22 protein-coding genes are annotated in these 24,948 nt (G+C 34.9%); 2 read left to right on the top strand and 20 right to left on the bottom strand.

Annotation, left to right across the window (positions count from 1 at the left end):
• Window positions 1-115: 115 nt before the first annotated feature.
• The 13 genes from H5122_RS05740 to rfaH form a co-directional block, all read right to left on the bottom strand.
• Window positions 116-1,255 (bottom strand): glycosyltransferase family 4 protein, encoded by a 1,140-nt coding sequence (locus H5122_RS05740; protein ID WP_182682528.1) that lies wholly within the window; start codon window positions 1,253-1,255, stop codon window positions 116-118.
• A 221-nt stretch (window positions 1,256-1,476) separates the two neighbouring features.
• Window positions 1,477-2,412, bottom strand: coding sequence for a glycosyltransferase family 2 protein (locus H5122_RS05735; protein ID WP_182682527.1), 936 nt, complete (start codon window positions 2,410-2,412; stop codon window positions 1,477-1,479).
• 736 nt (window positions 2,413-3,148) lie between these two features.
• Complete coding sequence (locus tag H5122_RS05730; protein WP_182682526.1) at window positions 3,149-4,231, bottom strand: glycosyltransferase; 1,083 nt, start codon at window positions 4,229-4,231, stop codon at window positions 3,149-3,151.
• A 15-nt stretch (window positions 4,232-4,246) separates the two neighbouring features.
• A complete protein-coding gene (locus H5122_RS05725) occupies window positions 4,247-5,680 on the bottom strand; it encodes a lipopolysaccharide biosynthesis protein (RefSeq protein WP_182682525.1) in 1,434 nt (477 codons plus the stop codon).
• Window positions 5,680-6,468: a sulfotransferase gene (locus tag H5122_RS05720; RefSeq protein ID WP_220487734.1), complete on the bottom strand. Its 789-nt coding sequence runs from the start codon at window positions 6,466-6,468 to the stop codon at window positions 5,680-5,682. Before H5122_RS05720 ends, H5122_RS05725 begins: the two co-directional genes overlap by 1 nt.
• Window positions 6,469-6,606: 138 nt before the next feature.
• A complete protein-coding gene (locus tag H5122_RS05715; RefSeq protein WP_182682524.1) occupies window positions 6,607-7,551 on the bottom strand; it encodes a sulfotransferase in 945 nt (314 codons plus the stop codon).
• Window positions 7,551-8,510 carry a hypothetical protein gene (locus tag H5122_RS05710; protein WP_182682523.1) on the bottom strand — a complete coding sequence of 320 codons (960 nt, stop codon included), beginning with the start codon at window positions 8,508-8,510 and terminating at the stop codon, window positions 7,551-7,553. Before H5122_RS05710 ends, H5122_RS05715 begins: the two co-directional genes overlap by 1 nt.
• A complete protein-coding gene (locus tag H5122_RS05705; RefSeq protein ID WP_182682522.1) occupies window positions 8,511-9,200 on the bottom strand; it encodes a WbqC family protein in 690 nt (229 codons plus the stop codon). It lies immediately after the preceding gene.
• Complete coding sequence (locus H5122_RS05700; protein WP_182682521.1) at window positions 9,197-10,273, bottom strand: DegT/DnrJ/EryC1/StrS aminotransferase family protein; 1,077 nt, start codon at window positions 10,271-10,273, stop codon at window positions 9,197-9,199. The genes H5122_RS05705 and H5122_RS05700 overlap by 4 nt, the downstream gene beginning before the upstream one ends.
• An 87-nt stretch (window positions 10,274-10,360) precedes the next feature.
• Window positions 10,361-12,589, bottom strand: a complete 2,229-nt coding sequence (locus H5122_RS05695) for a polysaccharide biosynthesis tyrosine autokinase (RefSeq protein ID WP_182682520.1) — start codon at window positions 12,587-12,589, stop codon at window positions 10,361-10,363.
• Window positions 12,590-12,604: 15 nt separating this feature from the next.
• Window positions 12,605-13,039 carry a low molecular weight protein-tyrosine-phosphatase gene (locus tag H5122_RS05690; protein WP_182682519.1) on the bottom strand — a complete coding sequence of 145 codons (435 nt, stop codon included), beginning with the start codon at window positions 13,037-13,039 and terminating at the stop codon, window positions 12,605-12,607.
• An 11-nt stretch (window positions 13,040-13,050) separates the two neighbouring features.
• Entirely contained in the window at window positions 13,051-14,175 is a 1,125-nt protein-coding gene (locus tag H5122_RS05685) for a polysaccharide export protein (RefSeq protein WP_182682518.1), read from the bottom strand.
• A 762-nt stretch (window positions 14,176-14,937) separates the two neighbouring features.
• Window positions 14,938-15,420, bottom strand: coding sequence for a transcription/translation regulatory transformer protein RfaH (gene rfaH, locus H5122_RS05680; protein WP_182682517.1), 483 nt, complete (start codon window positions 15,418-15,420; stop codon window positions 14,938-14,940).
• A 524-nt stretch (window positions 15,421-15,944) separates the two neighbouring features.
• Here rfaH and H5122_RS05675 point away from each other — a divergent pair.
• Both H5122_RS05675 and H5122_RS05670 read left to right on the top strand, forming a co-directional pair.
• On the top strand, window positions 15,945-17,318 hold the full coding sequence (locus tag H5122_RS05675; protein ID WP_182682516.1) for an MBL fold metallo-hydrolase RNA specificity domain-containing protein: 1,374 nt from the start codon (window positions 15,945-15,947) through the stop codon (window positions 17,316-17,318).
• 9 nt (window positions 17,319-17,327) lie between these two features.
• Window positions 17,328-17,474, top strand: coding sequence for a hypothetical protein (locus H5122_RS05670; protein WP_182682515.1), 147 nt, complete (start codon window positions 17,328-17,330; stop codon window positions 17,472-17,474).
• Here the strand turns inward: H5122_RS05670 and H5122_RS05665 are convergent.
• The 7 genes from H5122_RS05665 to H5122_RS05635 all read right to left on the bottom strand — a co-directional run bounded on the left by H5122_RS05665 (window position 17,462) and on the right by H5122_RS05635 (window position 24,937).
• A complete protein-coding gene (locus H5122_RS05665; RefSeq protein ID WP_182682514.1) occupies window positions 17,462-19,405 on the bottom strand; it encodes a nucleoside-diphosphate sugar epimerase/dehydratase in 1,944 nt (647 codons plus the stop codon). The genes H5122_RS05670 and H5122_RS05665 overlap by 13 nt on opposite strands.
• A 165-nt stretch (window positions 19,406-19,570) precedes the next feature.
• Entirely contained in the window at window positions 19,571-20,119 is a 549-nt protein-coding gene (locus H5122_RS05660) for a sugar transferase (RefSeq protein WP_182682513.1), read from the bottom strand.
• Entirely contained in the window at window positions 20,112-21,026 is a 915-nt protein-coding gene (locus H5122_RS05655) for an NAD-dependent epimerase/dehydratase family protein (protein ID WP_182682512.1), read from the bottom strand. Before H5122_RS05655 ends, H5122_RS05660 begins: the two co-directional genes overlap by 8 nt.
• Complete coding sequence (locus H5122_RS05650) at window positions 21,023-21,955, bottom strand: glycosyltransferase (protein ID WP_101218010.1); 933 nt, start codon at window positions 21,953-21,955, stop codon at window positions 21,023-21,025. Before H5122_RS05650 ends, H5122_RS05655 begins: the two co-directional genes overlap by 4 nt.
• Window positions 21,955-22,806 (bottom strand): glycosyltransferase family 2 protein, encoded by an 852-nt coding sequence (locus tag H5122_RS05645; RefSeq protein ID WP_182682511.1) that lies wholly within the window; start codon window positions 22,804-22,806, stop codon window positions 21,955-21,957. Before H5122_RS05645 ends, H5122_RS05650 begins: the two co-directional genes overlap by 1 nt.
• Complete coding sequence (locus H5122_RS05640) at window positions 22,803-24,002, bottom strand: O-antigen polymerase (RefSeq protein WP_182682510.1); 1,200 nt, start codon at window positions 24,000-24,002, stop codon at window positions 22,803-22,805. The genes H5122_RS05645 and H5122_RS05640 overlap by 4 nt, the downstream gene beginning before the upstream one ends.
• Before the next feature lie 101 nt (window positions 24,003-24,103).
• Window positions 24,104-24,937 carry a glycosyltransferase family 2 protein gene (locus H5122_RS05635; RefSeq protein WP_182682509.1) on the bottom strand — a complete coding sequence of 278 codons (834 nt, stop codon included), beginning with the start codon at window positions 24,935-24,937 and terminating at the stop codon, window positions 24,104-24,106.
• Between the last annotated feature and the right edge of the window lie 11 nt (window positions 24,938-24,948).

Raw genomic sequence — 24,948 nt, 5'->3', positions numbered from 1 at the left:
AAACATGATGAAAAACGGAATGTTAAAAAACCATAGGTAATAATCATCCATATCATTTCTAGCAACATTAAATCCTACATATAAAGCAGCTAACCCTCTGATGATAGATAGATCATTAAAGTTGATTTTTACGTTCATTATTTTTCTCATTTAATACTTTATTAATTAAAGAGTCCCATTCCTCGAATATTTTATTTTTAGAAAATTGCCGAGAACTAATAACTGCCTTCTCTGAAAGAGCTGTTCTTTTTTTCTCGTCTGATAACAAACAATTTAGCTTTTCACTCATTTTCTCTAAATTTTGATCGTCGACTAATAGGCCATCAACGTTATTTGTTATTATATCAGATGGACCGGTTTTACAGTCAAAAGCAATACAAGCACACCCTTGAGACATGGCTTCGATTAATGCCATTGGTAAACCTTCATTTCGGGATGTGAGAATAAAAATGCTAGAGTTCTGTAATAATTTTTTTACATCACTGACAGCCCCAAGGAATTGGACGCTATTTTCAACACCTTTATTGCGCGCTAATTCGAGTAGCTTGTTCTTACCCAGTTCACCAGAACCAGCAAACTGCAGTATCCACCCAGGGTGTTGAGTGGAAACCTGTGAAAATATTTCAATTAAATTATCCCAGCCTTTCACGTGAATACGGTTTAAATCACCTACGCCCAAAACAACTTTACGCCTTTGCTCTTGAGTAACTAATAGCTCGGATTCAAAAGCCCCGGGGTTTTTCATGACGGAAACATTTTTTAAATACTTGCCATAAAAGTTATCGATATCTGAAGTCGTTAACACAGTTATTTCATTCGCCAATTTATATATAAAGCGCCTATCGATATATGCAAACTTGCCTTTAACTCCATAAGGCATATTAAAACTTGTATGTTCACACGCTATGATAGGAATATTTAAAAACCAACAACTTAAAATAGCCTCCCGATTGGTAGATTGGATATGAGAAATAACTAAATCTGGCTTTATTTTTTTTAATTTACTTACAAGATAGAAAGGTGCTAATAGTTTTCGTTTTATTTTACTTCTGATATTAGAAAACTCTAAATTTTCTGCAGGTAATGCATGCTCAACTTTCACTTTACTAGATAGCTCATAAGGAAACTGTAGAGCGCCTACAACAAGTAAAAGAGCTACATCATACCCTCTTTCAGCAAGCTCATTGGCTTGCATACAAGCTACTCTATGAGCTCCGCCATGTATCATGGTGCCTAATACTATTGTTATTTTCATCTTTACTCTATAATTGGTTTAGCTTGCTTTAAAGCTAGACGACTTGCCAAAACGACTTTGTTAGCACTATTGAAGGCATATTGAACTTTATTTTCATTAATTAAAAAACAAGTTCACATCTGACCTTTAAGTCATTTCCATCTACTTATGTTTAAAATCATACTCGAAAACTTATAAACGTTGGTTTACTGTTTTATAAGAAATGATTTATTTACAATACATCAACCCCTCGTAATAATTCGCTTTGCTTTTCTTATGCACAAATTAAAAAAGGAAATAGGATTGCACTTAAATAACAGAAAATAAGCATACACTTCACTCTGACAATTTTTTTCATTTAAATTTAAAAAACACAATGAACTATACTTAGAATAATCAATTCCATTTGATTTATTTAGTTTAACAGAATCAAAATGAATCGTAGATAATTTCCATTGTAATATTTTTTTTGAAAAATATTCTTGGTGTCGTTCCCAAAAGTCAAAAATAGACTTATAGTCAACTCTGGTACTTATATCCCGATGAGACACTGTATATACTGCTGTCGAAAAATTTACATACTTTGCAACATAAGAGCTTCTTAAGATATCAAAGTAGAATTGATAGTCTTGGTGCCTTTTTAACTGGATATCAAAAGAAATATCAGGAAAAACCTCTCTTTTGAAAAAAAAAGAATTTGTTTGGGGCGGTGATAACAAAATTGTATCATAACGATTACTCAATAACTCATGATTATCTACTTCTCTAATTACAATTTGTTCTCCCCTATCTAAAACAACATTGGAATAAATGAAGTCTGCACCTTCAGAGATTATACTATTAAATGAAAGCTCCAAGTGCCTTTCTAACCAATAATCATCTGCATCAAGTAAAGCTACGTATTGACCACGAGCTATATCAATCCCCTTATTGCGACTATATGCGCCATTCATATTTCTTTCATTTCTGAACAATTTAATGTCAAATAATGATTTGTTTTTTTCACGCATCTCATCTATAACTAACTGACTTTGATAGTAATCGTCAGAAAAATCATCAATAATAATCACTTCTTTGGGCAGACAGGATTGCAGTACAATGCTTTCAATACACCTTTTAAGTGATATCGAATCATTATAACAAGGTATTACAACTGAAACGTCTACTGTGTTTTTCACTAATATCTCCTATCTTTTATTGTAACGTATTGCATTTATTTAGTGCTTTTCTACAAAAGCATCTTCACCTAAGATTTATGGTGTTGTGAGCCATTCCATATTTTTATTGCCGCTTTCTCCAACAACGCGAATATACAGCGTTATTACTACACTACTTAGCAAAACCTTAGTGATACATCTATTACCAACCAATTAGATGGTTTTGGAGTTTATTATGCAATGGAGCGAGATATTAAGCTTATCAACCAAAGAAGCATTAAAGGGGGTTAATACAATATAATGATAAGCTCCAAGTAAATACTCGTTTTTATATACTAGATTATATTATCTTCTCTTTAGATAGCGACCTTAAGATAAATGTTCAACGCTGTGATTATTTTCTATTAATTGGGTGGAAACACTATTATTTTTTTAAAGTAATGAGCCGCATTCATTTACTTAAATTTGTTCGGATATTTCCACTAATAGATGATAACGGTTAATTATTAAGTAGTAGACATGAGTCACCTAGTTATATTATTCACAAATGCTAATATATCAAGTAAAAGTTCAAAATCACTTCTTCAAAGGTAGATGTATTTCCGTTCATTTCAAAAAGAAGTAATATTGTAAAGTGCACCTTTAAATTCTAAACGCAATAGCTTACTCGTATTAGTCTTCACTAGATATTTGTCACTAAGAACATATCATTATTCAAGAATTAGAGACCTGACCCAGCACAATTATGTCTCTAAATTTAAACTGCCCTATTAAATTTTAGATTTTTCAAGTATCTCAGGCATTTAAGCATTATTTTATAAGCAAAAAATATAAATTTAAATTTAGATATATAATGCAAGAGAGAGCATTCAAAATCATTGAAATATTGAGTGTTTTCTTTGAGTAATAAGGTCTTATTAACGTTAGAAAATGTCCTATTTAATATAAAAATTTTAATCCATTTTCGATTTTCTGAATGGAAGTATTTCTTATACCTACCATCAGTTATTATGTTTAGCTCATTATAAGAGCGAACTCTTGCCCTAACATGCCGTAATTGTTTTAGCTCATTAGACGTAGAAGTCCATGAGCCAACAGCAAAAATTCTATATACACTCATTGTTTCATGTAAGTAAAAAGCACCGCTATTTTGCGCTCCAAAAAAATGAATGTAAATATCACCAACTGTCAACCATGGACGACTCTCTACGAATTCCGAAAACTTTAAAATCACCTCTTTTTTGCAAAAAGTGCTTGCTGTCATAATTTGGCCGTGAGATTTAGCAATAATATCTTTCAAATTAATCAATAAATCTTTTTCCCCATACTCCCCACTTAAGAGCTGTTCATTAGTTTTACAATTGATAGTTATAGCACTGTGAAAGCATAACCCAACTTTAGGATTATCTTTCAAGCACTCAAATTGCTTTTGCAATTTACTTTCATCCAGCCAGAAATCATCACCTTCACACAATGCAAAATACTCACCTTTAGCATGCGCTGAACTCAATAAAGTTGGTTTCTTACCTTGAGAATATTGGTTTTCTGTTTGAATAACTGGCTTGAATATTTGTGGGTAGCGTTTAGCGTACTCTCTAACAATATCAGAGGTTCTATCTGTAGATGCATCATCATGCACTATCACCTCAAACACAAAGTCGGTTTTTTGAATTAAAAAACCTCGAAAAGCATCTTCAATATACGTAGCTTGATTAAACGTGTTACACAATACACTTACTATTGGCTTTTCAATATCACCTTGCCAGTTTGCTATTATCTCAGATTCTGTTGGTAATGGCTGTGCCCTGAAAGCATCGAGATCAAATTTTTCGTTTTCCATATAAATCCTTTAACACTATTTGCGCATTACTAAGTTTATTGTTTCTGTAAATGCCTTAAGCTTAGTAACATAACCAGCCATTAGGTACACTAGAGGAGTTAATACCATAAAGACTGCCAACTCCAAAATAGGTGTTAGAGCCAACTTACCTTGCATACTGTAAAGCACGGCAGCTATTAAACTTGTGATAATAAGCGCAGGTATAAAATCTGCTAGTTGCTCTTTTAGTGTGTAGCCTATTAATTTATTTGAGTAATATGCATTTGGTAAGTAATTTATTTTACTTACAATTATTTGGCCTATTAAAACGGTTACAATGTCGTATTGAATGGTAAATACAAACACTATAATACCTACTGCTTTTTTAAATAACCCAACATAAAAAAATAAGTCTGCCCTACCTTTTACTTTTAATATGTTTAAGTTAATTGAATGTAGGGGGTATAGCACAGAGGCAATAAGCATTAACTGTAAATAAAGCACTGCACCTTGCCACTTCTCAGGCAATAAAATATCAAAAATTAAGTTAGCTATTGCCGCTGTAAATAACAGGAGCGGAAACACTAAAAATGTCGTTATACGTACTATTTTACGGTAACCAGTTTTTAAACGGGTATTATCTTGCTGTATTTGCGAAAGTGCTGGATAGGTAACAGTTTGAATAGCGCCTATAAATAAATCGAGCAAAATGCCTTTTATTTTTTGTGCAAAGTAATAGTAGCCTAATAAACTTGCTGCAAAAAACTTGGGTAATACAATTAAGTACATATTAGCAAAGGGTATTGCAAATAAAGAGTCGAGCACTACAAAACTAGAAAAACCAGCTAACTTTTTTACCGAGCTATAACTTAACTGAAATTTAGGCCGCCATACACTTATAACCCAATAACACAGGGCCTGCACAGCATGCATTATTAACATTTGAAGTATAAGTGCCCATACCCCAAACTTTAAATAGGCGAGTAATATAGCCGCCCCTGATGAAATAAAAGCTGCAGGTAGCACTATTTTAAGCTGCGCTTTAAAGTTTAATTTTTTAACCAGTAAGCTTTTAGGCACTACTATTACGCTTTGAAAAAATAAACTAAGCGTGACTATTCGTACCAAGGAAGTAAGCAGTGGCTCGTTGTAAAAAGTAGCTATATATGGCGCCGCTATATAACAAAGCAAGTATATGAGCCCACTGAGCGCTATATTTATAAAAAAGGCGGTATTTAAGTCTTCGTCTTTAACATCGGGCATTCTTATTAGGGCTTGACCAATACCCGCATCAACTAACGCCGTAGAAAGAGCAATAAACACCGTAAGCATGGCAATTAACGCATAATCATTTGGCGTTAAAAACCACGCTAACAATAGCGTGGTAATAACTGTTACACCTTTGGTGGCAAACTTTTCAGCTAAATTCCAAAGCAAGCCACTAACTGCTTTTTTTGCAATGCCCGTCATTAAGTTTTATTTTCCCAAGGAAAATCCTTTTGGTTTGATTTAATACCTAAAAACTCGGTAAATTTAGAATAAGCGCCTTTATCTGCAATATTAATTATAAGTAAATCATCAGGGCGATTTTTAAAGTACTCAATAATTTCTTGGTTATAATTTAAATAATGCGAAATCATAATTTCTTTATTATAAGGATCATTTTCAGGGGTACCATGCACTTTAGTTACATTAGCCATATAACCATCTTTTATATACGTTGCTTTTTGCAAATCACTATATGTTGGTATATCCCCATTTTTACCAAACATTTTACCGTGATAACGGGTTATTGATTTATACCATTGCTCTTCGTTATCTCGAATAGTTAATATAAACTTGCTATTGGGGTAAGCTTTATCTAAGTGCTTATATGTTTCGGGGTAGCTAAATGGTATGTCTTGAAATACTTGAGCACTCGTACAATAATTTAAAATTTCTTGGAATTCATTCTCAAAATAGTGTTCAGCGGTTAGTAACTCAGCCTTTCTTTGATTTCCTACAGGGTGACCTAAATCTTCAAACGCTTTTTTCAACGAAGTTGTACCCGTTTTGTTACGACCAATACAAAATATTTTTGTTTTGCCTTTTGCAGACTGCTTATTCTTAAAAGCATGAACAGCTGCTTTTAGTTTATTTTTTATTTTTGGGTACATCATTAATTTAACCTTGTTAAAGTATATAACTATTAGCTGTATTATTTGAGTGGTTAAGCGCTCTATAGCACTCCATTTTAAGCCATTTGCTGTAGACTTCATTTATTTCTCAAAAAAAACTTGGGGGGCTGAAGTTTCACCTAACTTGAAAAAAGTTAAAAATGATTTCGTCAGTTAAAAAAACACGTCATCGCTTAAATTGAATACCTAAAGAAAAGCTTAGCACTGCTTATGTTTGGGTCATTTATTAGCAAGCCTATTATAGGCTTCTTGTAACTTATCTAATATACTCGATTCTAGCTTTATCTTATTACCATCTTTTACATTCTCAACAACTTCAGATGCTGTATTGTGATTTAACGCATAGTTATTTACTGCATACTTTTCTACAATCCTCTCCAATACCTGTTGCGGTGAGCTAACAAAGTCTTCATAAAGAACCTCTAACTTTGCTTCTTCAGGTATAGAAAAAAGTGCATTTTCTATAGCTTTGTTAGTATAAAAAACTTGCCCGGCTATTTGACTGTATATATCTGAATTCTTTAAAAAACTATACTCTTTCGGCTTAGCTGACCACCAGTTTTTAGCAGAACCGCTCTCTTTAACTCTAGCCGTATAGATAGACTGCATTACATATATAGGATTCCTTTTTATATAGAGAAAAATTGGTTTTCTCAATTGCCTATAAAAAAAATCAAGATTGTATTGCAACATCAACCCCTTACTAACGAATGGCTTTTTATAAAACTTTTCTATCACGCTTAACTGCTGTTGCAGTTGAATACAATCAACCAACCCAAGCTCAGTACTTTCAAGAGCTCTAATTTCATTATTAGGAAAAAATCTTCTATAGAAATGAAAAAATTCATTGGTATTTAGACTACCATTACTCCTTCCGTAATCAGAGGAAAAATCTATATTTCTAGTGCTATCAACCAATCCGAATTCAGCATTAAACATTAGCTCTTGTATAATGGTTGCATACTCCATAGAAGATGAAAATCTAGTTAAGCAATTCGTAGGATATGAGAACCCCCCTGTTTCAGCAAGAAATTGAAGTAATGCTGTAGTACCACTCCGGGGGCAGCCAACTATATAAGTTGTAGGGTAGCTAATATCAAGTGCAGTTTTGTTATTGCCTTTTACTAATTCATTAAATTCGTTTATCAAGTCTACTTCGTTCATTACAAATCCAAAGCTTCTGTTACAGTTTTTACAAGTAATTCAAGATCTTGCTCACTCAATCTTTCATCAATAGGCATAAATAAAGTTTTTTCAAACATTTCTTTACCTACTACACCATTGTGTTTACTTTGCCAGTACCTAGGCAAAAAAATTGAATGTTTAGCTAGTTCACTGCAGACAGCTCGTACAGGAAATATAACTTGAAGCGGATAACACAAAGGGGTTTGCTCATAAAAAGGAAAATCTAATTTATTAATTTCACTAAACTGACTTTGCAAAAAACTATAATTTTTTCTTCTTTTATCAACAATATTATTTAAGTCAGTACTCTTAATTAAATACGAGGATATCGCAGACATTTTTTTAGGTATGAAATCATCTAAGGCATATTCAGCATTCTGGAAATTAATATACCCTTCTCTTACATTACCTGCGGCCCTTAGTAATAAATGACCTATATATGGACTAGAATCGAAATAAGCCTCCGGTACTGTTATTTCACTGTTAGTTTTGAGTAAGCCACCATCAGGAATACCTAAGAACTTCCTTGGGGAATAGATACTTGTTGTACCTTCTATATGGTCACTAAATAATGCTTGTGAATTATCAACAACAAATAGGTCAGGCTGCTCTTTTACTAAGAGCTTTATTTGTTCAGTTAGTAAACCAAAATAATTTACTAATAATACTTTGCTATTTCTTGGTAAATTTTTACGAAAAGTATTTTGAGGTAAAAGTCTCTCATTAATTGAGTAAAACTTAACTTCAACCCTTAATGCTTCTAAAGCAGGAAATAAACTATCACACATATAATTAGGAACATAAAGCACTCTAATATTTTCGGCTTTGATATAGGCATATAGAGCAGCTCTGGCTGATTGAAACCTATAAGCACATGGGTGCAATTGCGTTTTTAAGTCAGGAAGTGAAATTTGGTTATAGCCGCCAATTGCTGTCATTTATACCAACCTAGACTTAGTCAACAACTTTTTAACTTGTTCTTTACTATTCCACATCAATACATCAATCATCGACAAGTAAGGCACAAACTCTGATTTACCTTGCTCGTAAATAACACTTTGCATTTCGATAAAAGATAAATTTACACCTTTATTAGAAAAGTACTCTTTGCTATATAAATCTTTACCGCCGGGGCTATTAATGTAGTGTTTACCATTAAGTAAACCTGCCATTGCGATTAGCTTATCAGCAGCTGGTAAATCACGGTTATACTCAAGCTCACTTGAAAACTTAAATTGCTTATTTATGCCTAAATAGCTAAATACAGAGATGATGCTATTTGCACATAGCGTATGTACTTGGCGTTCGGTACTCGTTAGTATTTTTTCTATAATCGGATAAACGTCATTAAAATAGGGGGATTTTGCATAGCTTTGACTGATTGTTTTTAAAGTTTTTTTTACATTAGCGTCAAAGTTTAGTTCTTTAATTAATATATTTGAAGATGCTCCAGGCACTGGCACGGTGAAGCGTTGAGCTTGGCCATTAACTAAAATATTATTGCGATTAATATAACCATTTTTAATGTAAGTAACATCATCATAAAAAATAAAAGCGTCTACAGCATTAACAAGTTGGTAATAACCTAAATAAGGAAATAGGTACGGCTGCATTACAGCAAAATTCATAACAAGTCCTTTATTATTGAGGTTATTGTAATAACGTCACTTTTGGTCATAAAATTATGTAGCGGCAAGCAAATAACTCCGCCTGCCAACTGCTGGCTATTATTACAACCATAACTTTTTAATTGTGGGTAGGCGGTATCAAGCGAAGGAGTAAAATAGCGACGACTTTGAATATTATTTTTAGCTAACCCGTCTAATACTGCGCTTTGTTTTATTGGGCATTCAATATAAATTGGCATGTATGCACCATTTAAACTGGCCTCTGGGTGCCAGCTTGGTAATACTACTAGGTTATTGAGTTCATTACGGTATAGATCAAAAAGGGTAGCTCGGTTTTTAAGTACTTCGTCCATTTGGTCTAATAATGTTAAACCCACGGCGCATTGGTATTCATTCAACTTGGCATTAATACCTGGCTCGCCTAAAGTACCACCCGCTTGTATGCCAAAATTAATAAGCTGCTTGGCTGTTTCAAAGTCAGCCTTATGCTTAAAAACAATCGCACCACCTTCAACGGTATGAAATACTTTAGTAGCATGAAAGCTCAACGTGCTTGCATCACCAAAGTTAAGTACAGATTCACCAGCAACTTTAACCCCAAACGCATGTGCAGCATCATAAACTATTTTTTTATTATGCTTCTTAGCAACTTTAGCAAGTGACTCTACATCACAAGGGTTTCCGTAAACATGAGTAGCTACAATGCCATCGTAATGGTTATCTTGTGTTAGGGCTTTATCTAACGCTTTAGGGCACAAATTATAACTTTTTGCATCTATATCACTAAACACTGTTTCTATTCCTTGCCATAATAAAGAGCTAGTAGTTGCTACAAAGCTAAATGGCGTAGTAATAGCTGAGTTAACACCAAGTGCTTTGCAGGCCACCTGAATTGCTAATGTTCCGTTAGACACAAGCAATAGATTTTTTATACCTAGGTAACTCTCTAGTCGTAGCGTTAATTTCTCGTGTAAAGGACCAAAGTTGGTATACCAGCCTCTATCGTTAACTTGTGACAGGTATTCTGTAAGCCTTGCTAAGTTAGGCTGTAATGGTTTATTGAGTGCTATCATTTATATAATTGGTCCGCAGATCTTAAGTACTAAATACATTTAAAGCTATGTAAAAGTACATAGGTACTTTTACATAAGTATGACTCTTTATTTATCTGACTTATATTCGTAGTTGTAGTAGCCGTAATAGCCATAAGCATTACTCGCTTTTTTAACAACACCATTAAATACAACGCCTCTTACATCTGTACCATTTTGCTCAAAACGGTTGCGGGTTAGCTCTATCTCGCGCAAATGGTTTTGCCCAAAGCGCGTAACTAATAACGTTGTACCAACATGAGCACTTACTATTGCAGGGTCGGTTACTGCGAGTATAGGTGGAGTATCGATAATTATAATGTCGTAAGCTGCACTTACTTCTTCAACTAATTTACTAAAATTCGAGTGCATTAATAGTTCTGAAGGGTTTGGCGGTATTTGTCCACGCGTAATAACGCTTAAGCCTTCAACTTTGGTTGCTTTAGTAACTTGCTCGAGATTTAAACGGCCCGACAAGTAATCACTTAAGCCATTATCCCATTTTAAGCCAAATTGGGTTTGTAAATAGCCTTTACGCATGTCAGCATCTATGATTAATACTTTTTTTCCACCTTGTGCTAATACGCTTGCTAGGTTAACTGATATAAACGATTTGCCCACACCAGGGCTTGGGCCCGATATAGCAATTATATTATTTTTAGCTTCCATCATCGCAAAATGTAAACTAGTGCGTAAGCTTCGCAGCGCCTCAATTGATAAATCTGCTGGGTTATCTACTGCGAGTATACTTTTAGCTTTAGCTGTTTTATTTTTACGTACTTTAGCAAAACCAGTTAGCTTATCCTGATACTCAGAGTGCGGTACGCTTGCATATACTGGTAACCCAAGCGCTTCTATTTCACTTGGATCTTCTACACCTTTATTAAGTGCTTTTTGTACAATAACAATGGTTATAGCTAATAACGCACCTAATATTGTTGCAATAACAACTATTAATGGTTTTTTAGGCTTTATTGGTCCGGTTGAGTTTAATTCAGCTGAATCTATTATACGCACATTACCTACTGTACCTGCACGTACTACATCAAGCTCTTGAGCTTTGCTTAGAAGCAGCATGTAAATTTGGTTATTTACTTCTACGTCGCGCCTTAGGCTCAATAATTGCTGCTGAGTAGCAGGTAAGTTACCAACTTCTTGTACTAACTCTTCTTTTTGTTTTTTTATTTCATTTATTTTTTCAACCAAGCCTTGATAAAGTGGGTGCTCATTTTTAAATTTGCGGCTTAACTCTAAACGCTGTAAATCTAAATCCTGTAGTTTTGTGTCTAAGGTTACAACACGATCGAGTACTGACTGCGTCTCCAAGCTTATATCTACAGACTGTTGTTCTATTTTGTAATTGTTGTATTTAGCCTCTGCAGCCTCAAGTTGTTTTTTTATCTCTGGTAGTTGTACTTTTAAAAAGTCGAGTGAATTTTGTGCTTCGGCACTATTACGCTCAACATTTCGGCGCACATATATTTGTGCAATTGTATTTATTACTTTCTGTGCGTAGTTTGGCGAGCTATGCTGCATTTCAAGGGTAATTATACCTGTTCCCTTACCTAATTCACTTGCCATTAAACTATTTTGCAAACCTAAAATAGTACCAAGTCGATTTTTTCGTGTAATTAAAAACTCAGTACCTGGGCGTGCATTAATACTCCGTACTGTTAGCGTAAAGCTACCATTGGTTAACTCTTCCCCTATATTGCCTTCTAATATTTGCTCTTCATTATTATTTAGTAATATTACTGTATTGTTAGGAGCAACTTTTAAAATAAAAGTTTTACCTATTGCCGAGTTAGGTACTTTAAATCTGAATACATCTATACTTTCTCCCCCCCAAGCATAACTTTCGGCCCCATATTGAGGTTCTGCCAGTTGGTTTGGCTTAATAGGTGAAAATACGCTGTATGCGCGTGCTCCAATGTAAGGAAATAGTTTTGGGGAAGCGATTACATCAAGCTTGAGAGTATCGACAGCCTCACCAATTATACTACGCGATTTTAATAGCTCTATTTCTGCAGTTGAGTTACTTGACGACTCAAACATACCACCAACATCATCTAAACCAGGCACATTTGAGCCTGAACTCTCTACTTGTAAAATTGAGTTAACCTGATAAATTGGTGTTGAGTATCTTGCGTAAACGATACCTACTAACATAAATACTATTGTAATAGTTAGTACCAAAAATTTACGATCAATTATGGCACCAACAAATAACATTAAATCAATATCTTGTGCGTTTTCGGCTTGTTTATTAGTTTGAGTTGTACTTGGCTGAGAATTCATTAAATTAGCCATTCCTTATAAATACTTTTGCCAAGCGCTACATGCGCTATCGATTAATGTGTAAACGTGTTCAAAAGCTTCTTGGCTTTGGCGGTATGGGTCTGGTATTTCAGCGTTATTTATCCATTTACCGAGTAAAAACGTTTTACCACGAGCTTCAGGGTAACGTGCATGTACATCGTTTAAATGGCGTTCTTCCATTACGAGTATTACGCTATTTTGCGCAACCAAGCTTGATGTAAGCTGCTGGCCTTGATGAGCATCCATATTAACGCCATGTGCAAGTGCTACTTGTTTTGCTTTTGTATCTGCTGGTTTGCCTTCAAGCGCTGTTAAACCCGCAGACGATACTTTAATATTTTTGCCTTCAAGCTTTTGCTTTAAAACATACTCACCTGTTGGGCTACGGCAAATATTTCCCGCACATACAACTAAAATTGAATCAAACATATTTTCTCCGATTAGTTGCTAACTGAATCAACTGTGTCATCTATTTTATCTATTGCACTAACTGATGGTAATAGTAAGCTAATTACACGATTCCAGCGTGCTAACGGTGCAGACGTTACATAAACTATGTCGTTTGGTTGTAATTTAAATTGTTCTGCAATAACCATTGCTGTAATGTTTTTTGCATGTAATTGGTATACATCAGCAATTAAGCCTGTTTGCTGCAAGTCTCGTTTACGCACAACAAATACGCCATTTGCGTCAGCGCTACCTTCATTTATACCGCCAGAATCACTTAGCGCCTCAGCTAAGTTTAACCCGTAACGACTGACTTTTAACGTGCCGGGGCGCTTTACCTCTCCTAACATAAATACTTTTTGTGCGTCATTACGGCTTACGTGCACTATATCGCCATGCTCTAAAAGGCGATTTTGTGATATGTCACCATTTGTATAAAAGTCATCTAGCTTGATTATTTCGGTTTTACCATTGTGGGTATATGTAACAGTGCGCCAGTCTGCTGAATCATTTAAACCGCCAGCTTGGTTTAGCGCATCAATAAGCGTAAGAGGAGTTTCAGTTATTGGGTATACACCGGGCTTAGTAACTTCACCTGTTACATAAGCTTTTTGACTTTTAAAACTAACAACTTTTACATCTACTTGTGGGTCTTCTATCACTCGACTTAGGCGTTTTACAAGTGCATCACGTATTTGTGGAATTGTTTTCCCCACAGCCGGTACATTTGGTGCATAAGCAAAAGTTATAGTTCCATTTTCTTGTACTCTAAAACCATCAAACTCTGCTGTGCGCTGCGTACCGGCTGGTATTGTAAGCTCTGGATGATCCCATACACCAATTGTTATAACGTCGCCTACTCCCAGCTTATACTGATAGCTTGATGTATCCAAAGCTATAGCTTTAGCTAAATGGCTAACCTTTTGTTTTTTTTGTTTTTCTGCAGCTATTAGCCTTGAATCTATTATTTGAATATTTACTTTTTCGAGATCCTGTTCAAGGTTATGAGTTTGCTCACCTGGGTTGATACCTTCAAAATGACTACCAGGTATAATAGTACAACCTGTCATGCTTAGCATTGCGAGTATTGATGCGAGTGATTTACAGCTTAACGCCATTGTAGAATCCCAAAATTATTTTAAATATTGCACTTACTCACCAACCTTGGTGAGCACTTGTATTTTAGCCGACTAATTAAAGCATGTGCACTATTGTGAAGCAATAGCCTTTGCTTTGTAAAAGCTTTGTAACTAAGTTTTTAATTAGCACTAAAATTATATCAGTATTTTCATAAGGTATTTATGAATAAATTTAATTGAAAGCCGTTTTTAGTTAAACACTTAACGCATTCATCACCAATTGCATAAAGAGAAGTGAATTAGAGTAAATGGAAGTCACTTAAACAAGTGCTTTATGGCTGTTTACTTCTCTAAAGCGCAGCGCCCTCTTAACCTCTTTGTGAATAACCCTTATTACGAGCTTTGCTCGTCACGCTAGCAAGCTGTGCGTCTACAAATGATTTTAACTATGGTGTAAAACTTTGCTGTTTTGCTTTCACGTAAAAAGTGCAGCGTGTTCTTAACCTCTTTGTAAATAAATCACTTAAAATATGATTGCACAAAGAGAAGCGAATGAGGAGTAAATGAGAAGTCATTTAAACAAGTGCTTTATGGCTGTTTACTTCTCTAAAGCGCAGCGCCCTCTTAACCTCTTTGTGAATAACCCTTATTACGAGCTTTGCTCGTCACGCTAGCAAGCTGTGCGTCTACAAATGAACTTAACCACGGTGTTTTAAGTGTTTTAGGAACGCTTCCGCCCTTAGGTTACAGTTCCTATGTACTGATATGTAGCTATTTTTTACGGTGTTACGCTTTTAGTTATTATTGCTTAATATCTTTATTATCTACACTTACTTCAATTTTTTGGTTGAGTAGGTTAATTAGTAAAATACTGCGTAGGTCGCCGTCTGGCTCTTTGTATATTGCTTGTATATTACTAAATGAATAGTTATTCACACTTACTACATCACCTGCTTTTGGTATTAGTGATTCAGTGGTGTGTGAACGCTCATTTTTTAGCTGATTAATTATATGCGTAGAAACTAATTGATACTGTGATCCATAGGATACAAAGCCACCAATTCCACGTGTATTTTTTACAGCAGAAAAATTACCGTTTTTTGACTCAAGGCATACAAATAAATAATTAGGGAATAAAGCAGTTTGTTTAACGGTACGCCGACCTTTAACCAACCTTTCGGTAGTTAATTTGGGGTAAAACGCTTCAATCCCTTGATTTTGCAAGTTAGTTTTAGCTCTTTCTTCTTGTTTAGGTTTGCATACGACTAAATACCAGCTTTCCATAATAGTCCTTAACACATAACTAAGTTGCAAAAAACACAACGCTAAACTAAATAACGGCGGCATTATAACCACCATAGAGTGCCTATGTAAATAAGCCTTAGTGGTTAATAGCCACTCACATTAGTAAACAATGTTATTGAATTTAAGAGAAATAAAGGCTTTAGCGCTTATAAAGCAATGTTTAGAGCAAACTAAACAAAAGTTTAGGAATAGGTAATAAATTTATTAAAAACCTGAATTAATATGATTTTAAAATTAATATTTAAGTAAGAACGCAAAGCGATAAAAATAATAAAAGCGCGAAGTAAATTCGCACCTACAGGTTGGTTCATATTTGCAGTTGAGGTTTTATACCTCGCTTTTTAAGTAGTTAAAACATGAGCGCGAAATAAATTCGCACCTACAGGTTGGTTCATATTTCTAGGTGAGGTTATTAATTTAGCTCAAGCGCTATAACCTTGAATATTTATGGCTTTGCTTCTATCTTAAAATTCAATGTAACAACTTGATAACAAGGAAGTGCAATGCAAATACTTCACCACGGAGCGGTTAATGGAGTTACCGGTTCGTGCCACGAGCTAGTAATTAACAAGCAAACAAGTGTGCTTGTTGATTGCGGGTTATTTCAGGGTGAGGATTCTAAAGCAGATCTTTCAATTGAATTTGATATTACCCATGTTACTGCGCTTATTGTTACCCATTGCCATATTGACCATGTTGGTCGAATTCCTTACTTGTTAGCAGCCGGTTTTAAAGGCCCTATTTTTACAAGTATTGCATCGGCCAGTTTATTACCTTTGGTAATTGAAGATGCTTTAAAAGTAGGTGTAACCCGCGACCCCAAAATTATAGCTGCCTGCTTAAGCTTATTAAATAAACGCATAGTTGCTGTTGATTATAAAACGTGGTTTGAACTGCCTTGCAAAGCGCCCGATAGAGCTAAGGCGAGATTTCAGCGTGCGGGGCATATATTAGGTTCTGCCTACGTTGAAATTGACGTTAAAAATAATAATAACAACAAACATCGCGTTGTGTTTTCAGGAGATTTAGGCGCACCGTATACCCCGCTACTCCCTTCGCCTAAGCCGCCTTATAAAGCCGACACCCTAGTTATTGAATCAACTTACGGCGATAAAAATCACCAAGGCCGTAAAGAGCGCACAAAAACGCTAAAAAACATTATTGAACGCGCAGTAGCCGACAACGGCGTTATTTTAGTACCGGCTTTTAGTATTGGCCGCACACAGGAGCTGCTATATGAGCTTGAGCAACTCATACATGGCTCATCTAAAAAGTCTAAGTGGCGAGACATTCACGTAATACTCGACTCCCCTATGGCAGCCAATTTTACTGAGCAATACAAAAACTTTAAACACTTGTGGGATAGCGAAGCTGAGCGCAAAGTTGCAAACGGTAGGCACCCGCTCGATTTTAAAAACCTAACTACGGTTGATTCACACAAAGAGCACATGGCTGTTATTAACTATTTAAGTTCGCGGCAAACACCAGCAATAATATTAGCGGCAAGCGGTATGTGTACTGGTGGGCGAATAGTTAATTATCTTGAGCGATTTTTAAATGACAAAACCACCGATGTATTATTTGTAGGTTACCAAGGTAATAAAACGCTAGGTCGCGAAATTCAAAAATATGGCCCACGTAATGGCTATGTTTTTATAAACGATACTCGCATTAATATAAACGCCAAAGTACATACAATTAGTGGCTATAGCGCCCACGCCGATCAAAAAGGATTAGTTAAGTTTGTAACGGGTATGCATAAAAAGCCAAGCCATATAAAAATTGTACATGGCGATGATGATGCAAAAAACGCGTTAGCAGCAAAGTACAAGGAAGTGTTAAGTAGTGAAGTTAAAATAGAGATTGGTAAATTGTAGGCAAGAAGCTTGCTCACGCAATTTAATGAATACGTAAAAGCTGCGCTTTTAGTGCGCCAGCAAGCAAGGCGCCTACATGGTCACAAACACCAAGAAAATCCACGTAGATACGCCATTCCCTACAAAGATCAAACTATTGCAATCTATTCACTATAGGAGCCACTTACGTTCGGTAAAACTGTAACATTCGTTTGATTACTAAATTTTTGTTTCCAGTTTAAATCACAAATACCGTCAGTTGGTGAAAAAGCTGTAGGTGCAGTTAAAAGTAGTCTACGTATTTCTTGATGATCAGACTCGTCACATGCAATTTTAAGTTTATCTAAAAATGGGTCGAGCTCAGACCAAGGCATTTTAACTTCTTGTGCACTTAGGATTCTTGGGTGGTCAGTTCCAATAACGTTATCTCCGATGAGCAGCTCTTCAAAGAGTTTTTCACCTGGACGTAATCCTGTGCACTTTATTTCTATATCACCATTTGGGCGTTTTTCATGTTTAACTTCAAGCCCTGATAAATGAACCATTTTAACAGCTAAATCTTTAATTTTAACAGGCTCTCCCATATCAAGTACAAACACGTCACTACCAACTCCCATTGCTCCCGCTTGAATAACCAACTGGGCAGCCTCTGGTATTGTCATAAAGTAACGGGTTATATCTTGGTGAGTAAGTGTTATTGGGCCGCCTGCTTTAATTTGTTTTCTAAACAACGGTACAACAGAACCAGACGAACCTAAAACATTACCAAATCGAACCATGGTAAAGCGTGTTGTGTCTTGGATTTCAGATAGCCCTTGCAGTACTAATTCTGCCATGCGCTTAGTAGTACCCATTATATTAGTTGGACGTACTGCTTTATCTGTGGAAACCAAAACAAACGTTTCTACATTTGTGTAAATTGCAGCGGTTGCTACATTGTAGGTGCCATAAACATTGTTACGTACGCCTTCAACTACATTATGCTCAACTAAAGGTACATGTTTATATGCAGCAGCATGATAGACAGTTTGAACACTAAAAGTAGAAAATGTTGACTCAACTAATTTTTTATTTTGAATAGAGCCCAGTATTGGTAGTACTTCTATATTTAAATTATTGGTATCACAGTACTCCGACAACTCTTTTTCTATAGCATATAAAGCAAACTCAGAAAGCTCAAATAACACTATTTTAGTCGGGCTGTTCTTAATTATTTGTCTACAAAGTTCTGAACCTATAGAGCCGCCAGCACCGGTTACCATCACAGCTTTGTTAGCTATATTTGCCGACATTAAATCTTGTCGTGGTTGAACTGAATCACGGCCTAACAGGTCTTCTATTTCAACATCTTTGATTTCGTCAAGATTCGTTGTCCCTGCAACAATATCTGCCATTCCGGGAACAGTCATAACTTGTAATTTAAATTTTTCTATTGCGTTAAGTACTTCTTTTCGACGACTACGAGATGTACTTGGTAGTGCCAACAATATTTTATTTGCACATTTTTGCTTTGCGATTTCAGCTATTTGAGAAGGTGCATGCACACAAATACCTTGGATTAACGATAAATGCTTTTTAGGGTCGTCGTCTATAAAGGCGACTGGTGAGTATTCAGGGCCATTTGCTAAGGCTGTTGCTAATTGGCGGCCAGCAGAACCTGCTCCATAAATAATTACGCCTTCTTTGCGGCGCATAGTTATTTGGCCAACTACAGCTCGCACGGTTAGCCTTGCACCACCAACAAATAAAATACAAAAGCTGGCATAAATAAAAGGAACGGTGCGTGGTACGGGCGCACTAAGAAAAAAAGATAAAATAGTTAAATAAACGGTCGAAAGTACAACACCGGCAATAATGGCCCACATAGCTTGAGTGTTCATATAGCGCAGCACAGCCCTGTAGAGCCCAAGCTTTACAAAGCTTAATAAACTAAGCGGCAATAATGCTGATAATAAAATCCAAGTATGTGTATTTTTTAAAACGGCGGTGCTGTCTAGCCTTAATAAAAAAGCCAGCCAAAAAGCTACAATTATAAATACGCTGTCGATGAGGAGAGAAATAATTCTTTTTTGAGGACGAGGTAAATTAACTAAAAATTTTAAAGACACAATACATTTCCCTGAAGCTAGCAGTAAGACTACTATTCTATTGATTACAATTTTACTACAAGATGAACAACTATTGCACTTAATAAATAAAGACTATATGTAAATATTTATATAGTCTTTATGTATTTGGTTATTTTTTGTAATTTTTTGTACTACTGCAGCTTACTATTTTACTCTATCACCGCTTCCCTTACCTGCAACAGTTTGGAATATATAGCTAAAGTAGTTTTTAAAATTTAATGTGCTAATCATTTTATAATCAGTCTCAGCTAATAGCTCTGGTGTAGACATATCAATCTCGTTAACTTGAGCTAAACCTGTAATACCAGGGCGAACATTATATATATTTTTAGCATCACGAGCTTTTGTTAGCTCGTCTTGATTAAACAGCCCTGGGCGAGGACCCACTAAACTCATTTCACCTTTTAATACGTTCCATAATTGGGGCAACTCATCTAACTTTGTTCTACGTAAAAAGCTACCAAATGGCGTAATAGATGATGTACTTGCTAAATGACTTGCTACAGATGCAGTATCTACTGACATTGTTCTAAACTTTATCAAGGTAAAAGGCTTTTTATTCTTACCAACACGCTCTTGTTTAAATATAGGCGAGCCTGTATCGAAGAGGCCAATGATGTATAAAATAAGTAGAAATGGTAAAGCAAAAAGCAAACCAAAAAGCGCAAAAAAAATATCAAATAATCTAATCATGAATATCTCTGTTTATATATAACATAGCTTGGTTTAATGAGTACGGAGGTTTCCAATTTAAAAGCTTCGCTATATTAGAAGAATCAACTTCTAAGTCGTCAACTAGTTGCCCCACCATTTCTGACTTCCTGGTGATTTTTCCGATTAATAACATCAAGCTGATAGGTATTGGTAATTGGAAGCTAGTTTTATTAAGACCTTTTGCCAATTCATTCGTAAAGTGCTTTATTGATACGGACCTACCATCTGAAGCTAAAAACGTTTCCCCAGCTGCTTTTGAATGACGGGTACATAATAGTATTAAGTCAGCCAAATTTTTTATAAAAATAAAACTTCTTTTATTGTTGATTAATCCAAACGGTAATATTGGAAGCGCACTAACGAGTTTTTTCAGTAAGCCAAAGTTACCTGGTGCTGAAGCTCCGTACACTAATGTAGGCCTTATAATAACCACTTCTAAACCTGTTTCTAAAGACACTGTTTTTAAGCCTAGCTCAGCCTCAAGCTTAGACTTTGCATAATCATTATGCGGTTCTGCAGAATCAGAGCTACAAAAAGGAGCACCTTTAGTACTTTTACCATTTACACCAATAGTGCTTATAAAAACAAACCGCTTTACATTTGCTTTAGCAGCCATTCTTGCCAAGTGAATCGTGAGCTCTGTATTATAGTTGTAATAATCATTAGCTGTTACTCCCTTTGTATGGGCTATACCGGCTAAATGAATGATGGCATCGTACCCTTTCATATCTTCAGCTTTAGCATCTTTAAGTTGAGGGATTACTTTATGCTCACACCCTTCGATATAGTTTCGCGTTAAAGCAAATACATGCAGCTTACTTTTAGCGCAAAGTCTTGTAACCTCTTTTCCAATAAATCCAGATGCACCTGTTAAGAGTAACTTCAAAATACATTTCCTTCTTCTTTATTGGGACCTTTTATAAACATTGCCAAGAAAAATAAAGCACAAAAAAGTTTATGCGAAGTTTTTCGCCTTAATTTGTAGCTAATAAAGGAAAGCTTTAAATACCCTAGTCGCCCTTGTCTTAAATATTTCATAGGTTTAGTATTTTCTTGCCCGATAAACTGGGACTGAGATTTGGCATAAGCTAACCCACTACCATCGAACATTGCTTTGGCTCGATTTATGAAAGACGATATTCCTGCATTAGCACCAACCTCATTCTGATTATGCTGCCTGTATTTCATAGAAGATCTAGGATCTATAACCCACTTATAGCCATTAAAACGAGCAAATGAGTAACAGAACCAGTCATGCAACCATAACAGATGAACTTTTGAATAGTTGACTCGAATATTATCTTGGATTAAACAAAATAAGTTAGCTGTAAAAACAAAAGTGCATCCAGGGCCTGGAGATTCAAATAAATAATCAAACTCAGATTGTGGAGAAGATTTATGGACTAGCTTTTCTCGACCATCCTCCCAAAATGCAAGAACATTTGACGAGTATCCATCTGCGCTAGTTTTGTTTAACATGCTAACAGCATCGATTAATTTTGAAGCGTTCCAAATATCATCTTGGTCTGCAAACGCAACATATTCAAACTCTTCAACATTCACAGATTTTATTAAATGAAAAAAATTGCTTCCTGCAGAACCAAATTTTTCACCATATTCTAACAATTCAATATTAGGATATTTTAAAGCAAAAGCGGTGATAATTTCATAACTACGATCTGAACTTTTATCTAAAGAGATAAATACTGTTAAGTCTACTTCCTTTTGCTCGAGTATAGACTTTAACTGCTCGCTAATATAAGACTCACCATTGTAAGCAGCCAGTAAAATAGCGATTCTATTTTTCTTAGCCATCAACTAAATCGCCCTAAAACACCATCTTTACAGCCTCTTATTAGGCTTTTTAAATAGGCCACTCGTTCTCCTTTAGAAAATAAAATAAGGATACCTTGATGAATAATAGAGAATATTATCTCTCTCAGTGCCATCACCTTAGGGACATAGGAAAGCCTAAGTAAGAAAAATGAATTTCTAATCCGATAATAACGTCTGAAGGGGCTATGCTTTGGAATATAAAAACGCCCTATCTTCAAGGTTTTATCACCAATAGAGTGGATCATCCTGGCTGAAGGAACGATTAAAACTTTCAAATTTTTACTAGCTGCTCTTAGGCACCACTCAGTATCTACATAATCTATGAATAAACTATCAAGCATGTAACCTATTTTTTTCAAAGCCTTTGGCTCTACCATTGTACCCGACGATATGGCGTTATTAACAAAAAACTCTGGTTTATCTGAACTAGGGTAATGCTTTATACGCCCACCATGTTTAGTGATTTCGACTATCGGATAAATAAATCCACGCGCGTTATCAATAAATACTGGAGCAGTAATTTGGGCTCGCCCATTAGAGATTGGTTCATATAATGATGCGATAAAAGTATTATCTTTAATGCTTGAATCCTGATCGAAAAATATTAATGCATCAGGAGAAAAAGATAAAGCATATTCAATCCCGACATTCTGTGCTTTAGCAATACCCAAATTAGATTCTAATTTAATTATTTCACACTCTGCAGTAACCGGTTCTGCGCTTCCGTTATCAACTATTACAGGAGTAACTTGATTGTTTTTCAGCGCATTAATTAGGGTAGTCAAGTTATCTTGAATTGGATTGTAAGTAACTATTACTGCAAATATCATTTGTTAGTTTTAGCCTTTAAAGTAATAAAATATATAAACAAAAAGATTAACCATGAAAATAAAACGTTATAAAAATTGGTAAAAACAGACATGATCATTATGAAGCAAAGAACAGCCCAAAAAAACGTATACCGAATAGAATCTGAATGTTTTGCTTTTAAGAAAAATACTGTATTAATTATACCGTATAATATTGCTAACAGTGTAACTCCAACTAAGCCAAAGTCTAAGTATGGATCAGCGATGATAGTCCCTAAACGTGCAAAGCTATCTAGCTGAACGGCATATTCAATATTGTATGCTTGATCATATTTAAGAACTTTGATAAATGACTGTAACGAATATTTACCATAGCCAAATTCTTGAGAATCGACCTTGGTAATCATATCATTTAGTGTCACCAAGTTTTGACTCGTATATAAGTTGAATGTCACATCAAATGTATTAACATTTCTCTCTTTTGGCACCCCAGCATATGCTTTAAGGTATTCGAGCTGAGAAATCGAATTATTTATAGATTGAATCCTAACGAACCCAAGCACTAAGAACATAACAGAAGTAAAAATAACAGCTTTTAATATATACTTATTAGTATTTATTTTATTAACTTTAGCATATGTAAAAAACATGAAAACAATTGAGAATATAAATATTTGCCTTGACATAATATTGAGCAATACAAATATAGACACGAATAAAACAACGAAAAACTTAAGCCTTCCTACTTTATTATTTTTATAGAAGTAATAATATACTGATGGAAATATCGCAATTAGCATCACAAAGTAATGAAGAATAGGAACATAATACATGTCTTCGTATACATTTATTTTGTGTATTAATGCAATAAAAAACGGAAACCCTCCAGTTAATGCACACTCAATCAAGAAAATAACAAGTCCAAAAATTAAAAAAAGATCGACCACAAGTACACTATGAATTTTATGATTAATTATCTTCTTTTTCAAAATTGATTTTTTATTTAATAAAGTTAATAAAACACCTAACACATAAAAAGATATAAAAAATATAATAGCGGAGATAGTATCTAGACTCAGAATCTCTTGCTTAGATGAAAGCATATACTGGTAATAATAAACACCTAATATAAAAGGAAACATGAGAGACAAGGGGTTAACAATTTCCTTATCTATAGAAAGCATTAAAAAGACATAAAAGAATAGTCCAATTGTCATACTAAAAAATACAGTGTCAACATTTTCAGAGAGTGTAAAGAAGTAGTAAAGCAATATCACTGAAAAAAAACTAATTAAGATTTTCGTTTTATTTATCATTATTAATTACGCAGGGTAGCTAAATAGTTCTTCATTGGGTAAAAGCTGTTAGTTTTAATACACAAGGCGCATGCTTTGAAGAAACTAAGTTTCTTCAAAGATCTTAACTCTTGAGTTTTAATTTTGTAAAACCACTGCTTACCAAACTTATTTTTATGCTTATCGGCGAGCTCTCGTAATCCTAAGTGATCATTATGTGATACTCGATTAGGGTCGACATCATTTTTTACAACATAGCTATAGCTTTCAACTTTATAAGCATCTCCATACTCTAAACAACGAATGATAAAGTCCCAATCTTCTAAGTTAGTAAACGATGTATCAAAGCCTTTTAATGATTCAAATAATTCTTTTTTTACTATAAATCCAATATCTATTTGATTATGGACGTTAATATCAGAAAGCTTTAAAGTCCCGAATAATTGTTTTTTAACTACCTCTACTTTTTGAAAATTATTATATTCATAGAGTCGCCCAGTAGAAATTAATACAACATTATTTACCTGTTGCTCATTAAAGCTGGCCAACATAGACTCTAATCGTCCAGGTAAGATAAAATCATCATCGTCTAAAAAAGTAATTAATTCGCCGCTTGCGACTTTTACACCGAAGTTTCTAGCTCCTGCAGCTCTATTAACACCTTTATTATTTACTAAGGTGATTTTAGATTGATACATATTTAAGGCGGTAACAAAAGCGATGTCTGCCTTACTATTATCATTAACCACAATAACTTCAACATCAATGGTGCGAGTTAGCAAAACCGATTCAATTGCTCGTTGTAAAAGCTCGATACTTTTTAGCATTGTTGGAATTATTACTGATAACGTTGTCATGATTTTCTCAA

It is taken from the genome of Pseudoalteromonas sp. SG43-8 (genome assembly GCF_014164245.1).
GTDB lineage: Bacteria > Pseudomonadota > Gammaproteobacteria > Enterobacterales > Alteromonadaceae > Pseudoalteromonas > Pseudoalteromonas distincta.
Note: the sequence above shows the minus strand (reverse complement) of the source record. Positions and strands in the feature narration are given on the sequence as shown.